The organism is Candidatus Latescibacter sp., from assembly GCA_030692375.1.
Lineage (GTDB): Bacteria > Latescibacterota > Latescibacteria > Latescibacterales > Latescibacteraceae > JAUYCD01.
In genome coordinates this window covers 1-10,459 of sequence record JAUYCD010000182.1, presented here as the reverse complement: position 1 = coordinate 10,459, position 10,459 = coordinate 1, and the positions used below count along the sequence as shown (strand labels likewise).

Sequence of the window (10,459 nt, the reverse complement as noted above, 5' to 3'; positions counted from 1 at the left end):
CATTCCACCGGATGGGCTGCCCTGGCCAACGGAATCAACGGAGCGGCGACCACTCCCAAGCGCACGGGGATGGTCTACACCCATGTCTGGCATATCAAGCGCGAAGAGGCGGAAGCTTTTGCGAAGCAGTACGGAGTGGATACAGTGGTGCGGAATTTCGATGACATGGTGGGCAAGGTGGACGGCCTCATCATCGATACGGTCATGCAGACGCCCTGGGTGCACAGACTTGCCGAGCCTTATCTGTCAAACGGTGTCCCGGTTTTCAGCGACCGTCCGGGCAGCGATGCGGTCTGGAAAGTAAAAAAACTGATCGATCTCGCCCAAAAGTACAAGACCCCCTTCTGGAGCGGTTCCTCTCTCGAACTCATGTACCAGTGCATCCAGGCGCAGGAACACCATCCGCCGAAAACCATCACCGGCTATGAGATATGGAGTGAAGGCACACCTACATTCTATTGCCACGGCCTCCACGGCATGTGGTGGACTCACAAGGTCTCCGGCGGCGGCATACAGGCGGTTTCCCAGAAGATGAATGACTGGCGAAAGGGCGGAGGCGTCTCCACTGTCATTCACAAAGACCGCGGCAATGGCTCGTTTACGGGGACTATCCACCACGACAAGCGCGAAAATTGCCTTATATGGACGAAGTTCCAGGGCAGCGAACAGGTCTGCCGTTACGATACCGGGCATTGGGAGAATTTCGTCTACCTCCCCCTGCTTCTCGCCGTGCAGGATATGTTCTATCACGGCATGCCGAAACTGCCGGAAAGGTACGACAGTTTTCTCGAAAAGTGCAAATTCTATCTTGCAGCCTTTCGCTCTCATCTGCGGGAGAAGGGCGAGCCGGTCGAGTTGGACAAACTCGACGAGGACTGGGCGGTCGGCTGTCCCTGGGGTCATCCCAGCATGTCTACACGGGAAGTTTACGACGCCTATACAAAGCTTCTGGGCCCTGAGAAAGGTGAAATCAGGCCGCCGGCGTAAAGGAAACTCACCCCTTGATCCCCTCTCTTATTAAGAGAGGGGTACGACTAAAACGTTGATTATTTTTTTGATAATACTTAGTTTAAGAGCAGATGGTTCTCCCCCTCTATTTTCAAGAGAGGGGGTCAGGGGGTGAGTTCACTGTGACTTTTTTCCCGATCATCAAACTTGTAAAAAATATTTTTACCTTTAAGGAGAACAGCATACATGGCCGGTCATAAAGATAAAAGTCCATTAGGAATAAAAGGAATCTATCCTTTTTTCCTGATACTCAGCCTTGTATGCCTTATGATTACCACTGTTCTCCTATCGCTGGGCTACCGCGCCGAAGTCGGGCCTTTCGCTGTCATGACCTTTGTCTCCCTGGCTCTCTATGTTCGGGGAAGCGAATTCTGGTCGGTTACCGCATTCACTCTCTGGGTAACCGCATTTGTTACCACCGCCATGTTCTTTCCACGGTTTTTCACCAATGTACATGGCGTCGAGACCAAACCCTACATCATGAACATCATTCAGTTCATCATGTTCGGGATGGGCACCACACTGAGCATCAGGGATTTCAAGCGGGTTTTCATCATGCCCCAGACCATTGTGATCGGGATAGTGCTCCAGTATACGGTCATGCCATTTGTGGGAAAAGGCATCGCAATGCTGTTCGCGCCCAATCCCGAAGTGGCGGCAGGCATCGTGCTCAACGGCTCCTGCCCGGGAGGAGTGGCCTCCAATGTGATCAATTTCCTCGCGAAAGCAAATGTCGCGCTCTCGGTAACCCTGACCGCAGTTTCCACCCTGGTGGCGCCGGTCATGACCCCGACCATGACCAAATGGCTGGCTGGCGCCTATATCCCGATAAATTTCTTCGACATGATGTGGTCCATATTCCAGATGATCATCTTCCCGGTAGGCGGAGGGCTTCTGGTGAACACTTTCCTCCGGAGAATGTCGAAAGTGAATCCGAAATTCGCCCTGGTTTCCGATGGAATCATGCGCTCCCTGCCATTCTTTTCCATGTTTGGAATCTGTGTAGCCAACGGCATTCTCACCGCCTACTCCCGCGATTCGCTCCTGGTCGGAGCAATAGTATTCAGCATACTCATCTCCATCATGCTCCACAATTTTATGGGCTATATGCTCGGATACTGGTGCTCGCGAGCCCTTGGCATCGGGATTATCGATTCCCGCACTATCGCAGTTGAGGTCGGCCTACAGAACAGCGCTATGGCCGCCGGCCTCGCCATAAAGGTGCTCCACAGCAATCTGGCCGCCCTGCCCGGAGTAGTATTTGCCTCCTGGCAGAACATGTCGGGCGCCATACTCGCGTCATACTGGGCGAGAAGGCCGGTTGTAAGCGAAGCTCCCGCGCCGGTTATCGAAGAGGCGGAAGAGACGGCTTAGGAAGAAATAAGAAACATGAAATCTGAATATGAAAATTGAGAAAAGTGTTATATAGTCATCAGTTCTGACCTCACCCGGCCTTCGGCCACCCTCTCCTAAATAGGAGATGGTAAAGATTTGGTACGCCAAGAGTTACCCCCTCTCCAGACTAGGAGAGGGGGACAGGGGGTGAGGTTAAAAACACGCGTCATGCGCTGGTTTTGAACTTGTTTCGGCATCTGTTCTAAGGAATACCACACTATATTAACAGAAAAATAATACATGGCCTCCAAATTCGTTTACAAGACCTATAAAACAAAAGGCGATGCCCGGTACGTTCGTGACGAACTTATCTATATTCTCCTGTCGAAAGGATATGTGAAGGCCGGGAATTCCGATTCAGGTGCGGCTAACTTTTTCCGGAACCCGTCTCTGTTTTTCTCCTCCAAGAAACCATTGACCTGCATTTCGCAGCTTTCCCTGGAAACAGCAGGCAGCGGGGGAGAGGTAACCGTACGGGTGGGGATGACATTCACCAAAATCCGTAATTTTACGGTATTCCTCATGACATTCGTCTGCGGGGGGATTCCGGCGCTCCTGGGAATTCTGCGCACCGGGTCTCCTGATTTTTCTCCCCTGGCCGGGCTGGGAATTCCGGCGGGATTTCTGGTGCATTATGCCGTTCGCGGGCGGGTGTTCCGGTATTGGAAATTTCTTGTAAAAAAAGTAGGTGAGGATCATGGGATGCGTTGAGCGCCTCCGGCATGCTGCAGAAGTATCGGAAAGCCTGGTTTGTGTGGGACTGGACACCGATCCGGATAAACTGCCCGCCGGTCTCACCTCCGCGGGAGATGTCCTTTCTTTCAATCGGGAAATCATCTCGGCCACATCCGGTCTTGCTTGCGCCTATAAACCGAATTCGGCTTTTTACGAGGCGCTGGGAAGCTGTGGGATGGAAATTCTTGCAGAAACCTGCAGGGCTGTTCCCTCCGATATTCCCGTAATTCTCGATGTCAAGCGGGGAGACATAGGCAACACGGCCATGAAGTATGCAGAGGCCGCCTACGACGTTATGGGCGCCAATGCGGTGACTGTGAACCCTTACATGGGATTCGATGCGGTGAAACCGTTTCTCCGCGATGGGAAATGCGTTTTTGTGCTCTGTTTGACTTCCAATCCTTCCGCCGGCGATTTTCAGACCTTGGATACCGGCGACGGGCCGCTCTACGAACGGGTTGCGCGCGCCGCAGTGGAATGGGCGAAAGAGGGCGAAGTTGGACTGGTTGTCGGCGCAACGCGCCCTGAACAGCTCCGGCGGATTCGTGAAATCGCTTCCGGCCTGCCCATCCTTATCCCCGGAATCGGCGCCCAGGGAGGAGAAATCGAACCGGTGATTTCAAGCGCCGGTTACCGGCCTGGATTTACCATTATCAACAGTTCACGGGAGATACTGTATGCTTCCAGCGGAGATGATTACGCCGAAGCCGCCCGTAAGAGTCTTCTGAATCTCCGGGCTGCCATTAATCGGTACAGGGAGCGATAGAGTGAAAATCTGTCTTCTGGGCAGCGGCTCGAAAGGCAACTGCCTGTATATGGAAAGCCACGGCGCCGCAGTCATCATCGACCAGGGATTCTCCCATATCGAGGTCATGAGCAGGCTGGCTTCGCGCGGTCTCGATGAAGGGCGCATCCGGGGAATCCTGCTTACTCATGAACACGAAGACCACATCCGGGGCGCCGGAATAACCGCCCGGAAGCTCGGCATTCCGGTGTACGCCACACCCGGAACCCTTTCCGGAAGAAAGAATATCTTCACCGGGGAGGAATCCCTCATCCCCATCGAAAGCGGGAGGAGCTTCAAAATCGGCGCGCTCGAGTTCCATCCATTCAGCGTCTCACATGACGCCCGTGACCCGGTGCAGTACTGCATTTCCTCCGGAAATACCAAAGTGTCGGTCGCCACTGACCTGGGGTATGTTTCCACCCTGGTGGAACAGCGCCTGCGCGGTTCCCATCTGGTGGTCGTAGAATCGAATCATGATGTGGAGATGCTGAAAAAGGGGTCCTATCCCTGGGAGCTGAAGCAGCGTATTCTCAGCAGAACCGGTCATCTCTCCAACCGTAATGCTGCAGAACTCCTGTTTAATCTGTGCCGGGAGGAACCGTTGCAGGCGGTTCTTGCTCACCTATCCGAAGAAAACAACCGCGCCGATATAGCCGAAAGGGAAGTCATCGATTTGTTCGAGCGCTACGACTGCCGTCTCCGTTCCCTCCTGGTGGCTCTCCAGCAGGAAGCCACACCGGTTTTCGAGCTGTAGCATGAATCCTCTGCCACCGTTTTTGATAGATTGGCGTTGCACTAGCGCGGGAATATGGCAATATTTACACAGACGATTTTTTTTCTTTCGTTTCTTTTCAAAAAAGATGCCGAAACGGTTTCATCGTTCCCGAAAAACGGCAACAAGTTCGGCATGACGCGTGTCATCCCGAACTAGTTTCAGGATCTAAACACTCAAAAGAGTCCCACCCATGCAATGTAAACCGATTTCCCGGATGCGAAAGGTGTTGTATCACCTTGCCATCCCGTTGTTCATGGCCGGTGTATTCTTTACACTGCCGATAAAGTTGCAGGCTGCTCTGGTACCGGGAAAAGAATTCCGTCAGTCCGAGCAATGTATCCTCGAAGGCCGCTATGGCGATGCCGAAAAGATATTGGATGCTCTGATTCAAAATCATTCCGCGGAACCGGCCGGATATATCCTGAAAGCCGCCTTACTGCAGTACTGGGCCTCGGACTATGAAGATCATTCGCGGGACAGGGAATTCCTCTCGCTTCTTGATAAGGCAGAAATATTTTCCAACGCCCTGCTGAAAGCCGATCCGAAAGATCTTTGGGCGCATTACTTCCTGTATGCGGCGCAAAGTTTGAAAGGGGCGAAGGCGGCTGCTTCCGGCCGCCTGGTCAGCGGTATTAAAACGGGACGGTCCGGAGCAAAGGGTATGGAATGGATTCTTACCATGGATAACAGCTTTTACGATGCATGTTTTATGACAGGATGCTACCGGTTCTGGAAAAGCGCGGCGATGCGCAGGGTCTCCTGGCTGCCTTTTGTCGGCGACGACCGCAAACGTGGAATAGAGGAAGTCCGTAAAGCCGCAGAAAAGGGAAAACTCACCGGCCCGCTTTCCGCAACGATGCTCCTGCAGATGCTGGTGTCTTATAATCCATCGGCTGCGATAGAACTTGGTGAGAAAATGACTGCCGCCTATCCTTCCTGCAGGCTTTTTGCCTGGCAGCTCGGAGAAGCGTATAAAAAAATGGAAAAGTACCCGGAGGCGGTCAGGGTGTTCTCCGGGATTGCGGAAAGCTATTCCCGTGATGCCGCCGATGACGGCTCCGGTCAGCTCCGGTGCTGGTGGAAGCTGGCGGTGCTTTCCAAATCTCTGGGGAAAACCGACCGCTGCCGCGAATACTGCGAGAGAATTGTCCGTTTGGGCGAAAGAACGCCGGCAGCCAGACATCAAAAGGATAGAATTGAGCGGGCGAAGACTATGCTCAGGGAGTTGGGGATTGGAACGCAGCAAACGAGTTCTGGTAGTTGATAACGATCGGGCCGTACGCTGGGTGATCGAGAAAGCGCTGACCGACGAGGGATATATCGTGGATTTGGCGGGAGACGGCAAAACCGCGCTCGACATGATCTCACAAACGCCGTACGCCCTGGTGGTCATGGATGTCAAGATGCCGGTAATGGACGGTATCACTGCCCTCCAACATATTCGTGAGCTGTCCGATCCTCCGGAGACCATTGTCATCACCGCCCATTCGAGCATGGAAAACACGGTAGAAGCCATGAAGTTTGGCGCGTTCGATCATGTGGTGAAACCGTTCGATATCGATGAAGTGATTCATCTGGCAAAGCGCGCCATTGAAAAATACCTCGACCGTGGGGATCCTGCCAAGCCTTCTGAAATCCAGGATTCCGAAAGGATTGTCGGCAGCTCACCGGTCATGCGGGAACTCTACAAGCTGCTCGGAAGGGTGGCGTCCACCTCAACCTCTGTGCTTATCACCGGGGAAACTGGCACAGGCAAGGATTTGTTCGCCCGGGCGATCCACCATCATTCCGCACGCCGTAACGGCCCCTTTATTACTGTAAACTGCGCTTCCATCCCCGGCGAGCTTCTCGAAAGCGAGCTTTTCGGTCATGAAAAAGGGGCGTTTACCGGCGCGACCGGCATCCGTATAGGGAAGTGCGAGCTTGCCCGGGGCGGCACACTTTTCCTGGATGAAATCGGAGCAATGCGCCTCGACCTGCAGGCCAAGCTCCTGACCTTTCTCCAGCGGAACGACTTTGAGCGCGTCGGTTCTTCGCAAACCATCCATGTGGATGTCCGGGTGATCGCGGCAACGAACGCCGATCTAAAGGATTTGACCGCGCGGGGGCTCTTCCGTGAGGATCTTTATTACCGGCTGATAGTAGTACCTATCATTATACCGCCGCTGCGGGAGAGAAAGGAAGACATTCCCGATCTCGCCCGGTATTTTGTCGACCGTTTTAACGCAAAGTACGGGCTGCATTTTAAGCTCACACCGGAGCTTATCCATGCTCTGGAGGAAAAAGACTGGCCGGGGAATGTGCGAGAGATGGAAAACAGAATCCATCGCATGGTGGTTCTCCAGTCGGACAGGCTTTATGAAGATGAAATCCTTTCCCTTGAATTTCCCGCAATTCATGGCATGGATACCCTTGACCAGGTGACCGAAGGACTGATGGAAAGCAAAACCGCCGATCTCCTCGAAAAAGCCTATTCCATTATTGAAAAACCTCTGCTTTCGAAACTGATGCTCAGGGTGGGAGACAACCAGAGCGAAGCCGCCAGAAGGCTCGGCGTCTCTCGAAATACCTTGCGCAAGCTTCTTGCCAAACATGGCATGCTCTTCTGAACGCAGTGAGAAAGGAAGCATTATGAGTGCCTGGCTGAAAAAAGGATTGACCGCCGCGCTTTTCATGACAGCGGCGGGGCTGTACGGATGCGGCTCAGGCCCTATCGATAACACACCGAGCGGTCCGCATGCTCTCTTTACCGTTTTCTACGACACTGACGGGCTGGCAAACAGCTACATAAACGATCTTGCTGTAGATTACTCCCGCAACGGCCTCTGGATAGCAACCTGGGGAGGGATCTCTTTCTATTCATTCAGGGATTCCAGTTTCACCACATACGGCGCGGCAAGCGACATTCCCAATACCCGGGTCACCTCGCTGGCAATTAACCGTGGAACAGTCTGGGCGGGAACGATATCCGGAGTATCAACGTTTGCCGATTCCGCCTGGGATTCTCTGCCGGATATGAGCGTTCTGGCTAATACATTCATCAACACGATCGCCGTCATGACGGATAATTCCCTTTGGTTCGGGACCAGGGGAGGAGTAAGCCGGATGACTTCCGCCGGAAGCTGGAGCTCTTTTTCCATAACGAACGGCCTTTCCGCCAATAATGTCACATCGGCCGCCAGTGACGCCGGGGGTAAAATCTGGGTAGGGACCTTTTATGGAGTGAATGTTTTCGATGGCGCACACTGGTCTTCTCTTGAAAACACCCCGCCCGGCGCTGCCGTCCAGGCAATATACCGGGACAGCTCAGGTACTATGTGGGTAGGTACTGCCAACGGCATTGCCTCTTTTCAAGGCAATAGTGTTACTTTATGGAATACTTCCAAAGGCCTGCCTTCCAACGGCATCAACGAATTCGCGGAAGATTTCAACCATGTCTTATGGGTGGCGACTGATACAGGAGCAGCTTTCTTCACCGGAACCGGCTGGACGAAGCTTCCGCTTCCCGATGTGGCAGCCGGCATACCGGTAAACACAGTGACCTCAGATTCTAAAACTCTTTCCCTCTGGTTCGGAACCAACATCGGCCTGGTGCGCTATCAGGTGAAATAGATATGAACTGCTCTTGATTTTCGCCTCCGGCAATTCTATATTGAAGCACTGTTTTAAAAATTATGAAAAAGTTGGTTTTGTTATCATGTAGACCCTGAATCGAGTTCAGGGTGACAGCGTCATGCCGAACTTGTTGCCGCTTCGCGGGAACGATTAAACCGTTTCGGCATCTATACACAACTCGAACAAATGGGGAATCATGTCGCGTGTAATTGCCATTGCCAACCAAAAGGGCGGAGTAGGAAAGACCACAACTGCAGTGAATCTTGCGGCGAGTCTGGCCGCTCTCGAACGAAAAACCCTTCTTATCGACATGGACCCGCAGGGAAATGCTACCTCCGGGCTGGGCATCGATGTAGAAGCGGCGGGAAAGACCGTCTATGAAGTCCTCATCGAGAGAATCCCTCTCCGGGAAGCAATAGTGGATACCGATATAAGCTTCCTCAAAGTGGTTCCTGCGAATATACGGCTTTCCGGGGCGCAGATAGAGCTGGTGAGCATGATCGCCCGCGAACGGAAACTTCAGGCGGCGATGGAGACCATCGAAAATGACTATGATTACATATTCATTGACTGCCCGCCCTCGCTCGGAATTCTGACCATTAACGCCATGACAGCGGCTAAATCCATCCTGATACCGATACAATGTGAATACTATGCCCTCGAGGGTGTCGGCCAGCTTTTGAATTCCATCCGGCTCGTTCAGAAAAATCTTAACCCGGGCCTTCTTATCGAGGGGATACTCCTCACCATGTACGACAGCCGGTTGAACCTCTCCAACCAAGTGGCTAATGAGGTGCGCTCCTATTTTGAAGACAGGGTATATAAAACGGTGATCGCCCGTAATGTGAAGCTCGGCGAAGCCCCTTCGTTCGGGAAACCGATCATCCTCTACGATATTCTCTCTGTGGGCGCCAATGCCTATATCCAACTTGCCAGGGAGGTTGACAACCATGCATAGAAAAGCGCTTGGCAAGGGACTGGATGCCCTTTTCAAATCATCTGAAGAGCATACGGATGAAAAACAGACCGGCCGGAGGATACTTTTAGTTCCCCTTAATGATATCATCCCGAACAGCGAGCAGCCACGAGAGCGTTTTTCGGAGGAGACGATGGAGGAGCTTAAACGCTCCATTGCCGAAAACGGCATCCTGGAGCCGCCTATCGTGCGCCGTAAGGGGGATTTTTTCGAGCTGATCGCCGGAGAACGAAGATACCGCGCCGCCCGTGAGCTCAAGCTCGACTCCATCGAAGTGATAGTCATGGAGGTGAAGGCTGAAGAGCAGATGCTTATCCTGTCGCTCATTGAAAATATTCAGCGCGAGGACCTGAATGCGGTTGAGGAAGCCAAAGCCTATGAACAGATACAGAACCGCATGCAATCCACACAGGATGACCTGGCCAGGATAGTCGGGAAGAGCCGGAGCGCAGTCGCCAATACCCTGCGCCTTCTCAGTCTGACCGAACGGGTACAGGACATGGTGCGCGAGGGTGTCCTCGCCCCGGGGAGCGCCCGCGCCCTGGTAACCGTTTCGGATGCCGAATTGCAGCACCGCCTGGCAGTGAAAATCTCCTCGGAAGGTCTCTCCGCCCGCAAGGCCGAGGAACTGGTCAAACATACTCTCAAAAAATCTGAAAAGCCCATCCCGTCAAAAGTGAAATCGCTTTTTCTGGAACAAATCGGCGAGGACCTGCAGCGGCTCTTCGGCACCGTGGTAAAAATCAAGGGCGATGAAATCAAGGGAAAACTGGAGATAGAATACTATTCCCAGGATGACCTGGAACGCATCCTCGATATTGTAAAAGGGAGCAAGGCTCTCTTCTGAATGCATGTCAAACTTCAGCTCCTTTCTTCCCTTCAATATATGCACGCTGTATGAATGATTCTGCAAATGGATTTTTCTTGAGTTTGAATAATATAATTGCTATAATAGAGAGTGATTATTTTTTTCGATCAGCAAAGAATGCCGGGCAAAGAATTAATTAATCTGGGTATGCTATTATTCCAATTCGCTTATCGAGTTAACTCCGCATAGGTAATAGTGGAGGTATTCAGACAAGCAGTTAAGAGTCTGTCAGTAATCAGTAATTCATTGAATCGCCGGTTAAAGCGATAACAAAATTCATTCAGGTAACTTTGAAGATGT

11 protein-coding genes are annotated in these 10,459 nt (G+C 52.5%); 10 read left to right on the top strand and 1 reads right to left on the bottom strand.

Translation table 11 applies throughout. The annotated features are described in order from the left end of the window. The 10 genes from Q8O92_10925 to Q8O92_10880 form a co-directional block, all read left to right on the top strand. A partial coding sequence (locus Q8O92_10925; GenBank protein MDP2983828.1) for a Gfo/Idh/MocA family oxidoreductase occupies positions 1–987 on the top strand: 987 nt, incomplete at its 5' end. Between the two features lie 207 nt (positions 988–1,194). Further along, on the top strand, positions 1,195–2,382 hold the full coding sequence (locus Q8O92_10920) for a bile acid:sodium symporter family protein (protein MDP2983827.1): 1,188 nt from the start codon (positions 1,195–1,197) through the stop codon (positions 2,380–2,382). A gap of 261 nt (positions 2,383–2,643) precedes the next feature. Further along, entirely contained in the window at positions 2,644–3,114 is a 471-nt protein-coding gene (locus Q8O92_10915; protein MDP2983826.1) for a hypothetical protein, read from the top strand. Continuing rightward, on the top strand, positions 3,101–3,904 hold the full coding sequence (gene pyrF / locus Q8O92_10910) for an orotidine-5'-phosphate decarboxylase (GenBank protein ID MDP2983825.1): 804 nt from the start codon (positions 3,101–3,103) through the stop codon (positions 3,902–3,904). The genes Q8O92_10915 and pyrF overlap by 14 nt, the downstream gene beginning before the upstream one ends. A gap of 1 nt (position 3,905) precedes the next feature. Next, entirely contained in the window at positions 3,906–4,679 is a 774-nt protein-coding gene (locus Q8O92_10905) for an MBL fold metallo-hydrolase (GenBank protein MDP2983824.1), read from the top strand. A gap of 211 nt (positions 4,680–4,890) precedes the next feature. Beyond that, positions 4,891–5,964 (top strand): hypothetical protein, encoded by a 1,074-nt coding sequence (locus tag Q8O92_10900; protein MDP2983823.1) that lies wholly within the window; start codon positions 4,891–4,893, stop codon positions 5,962–5,964. Next, positions 5,933–7,309 carry a sigma-54 dependent transcriptional regulator gene (locus tag Q8O92_10895; GenBank protein ID MDP2983822.1) on the top strand — a complete coding sequence of 459 codons (1,377 nt, stop codon included), beginning with the start codon at positions 5,933–5,935 and terminating at the stop codon, positions 7,307–7,309. The genes Q8O92_10900 and Q8O92_10895 overlap by 32 nt, the downstream gene beginning before the upstream one ends. A gap of 22 nt (positions 7,310–7,331) precedes the next feature. Continuing rightward, complete coding sequence (locus Q8O92_10890) at positions 7,332–8,312, top strand: two-component regulator propeller domain-containing protein (protein ID MDP2983821.1); 981 nt, start codon at positions 7,332–7,334, stop codon at positions 8,310–8,312. A 199-nt stretch (positions 8,313–8,511) separates the two neighbouring features. Then, on the top strand, positions 8,512–9,273 hold the full coding sequence (locus tag Q8O92_10885) for an AAA family ATPase (GenBank protein ID MDP2983820.1): 762 nt from the start codon (positions 8,512–8,514) through the stop codon (positions 9,271–9,273). Then, the gene (locus tag Q8O92_10880) at positions 9,266–10,138 is read left to right on the top strand and encodes a ParB/RepB/Spo0J family partition protein (protein ID MDP2983819.1); all 873 of its coding nucleotides are present in this window, start codon (positions 9,266–9,268) and stop codon (positions 10,136–10,138) included. Before Q8O92_10885 ends, Q8O92_10880 begins: the two co-directional genes overlap by 8 nt. Before the next feature lie 188 nt (positions 10,139–10,326). On the opposite strand, the gene Q8O92_10875 is transcribed toward Q8O92_10880, so the two are convergent. Next, a partial coding sequence (locus Q8O92_10875; GenBank protein ID MDP2983818.1) for an IS1595 family transposase occupies positions 10,327–10,459 on the bottom strand: 133 nt, incomplete at its 5' end.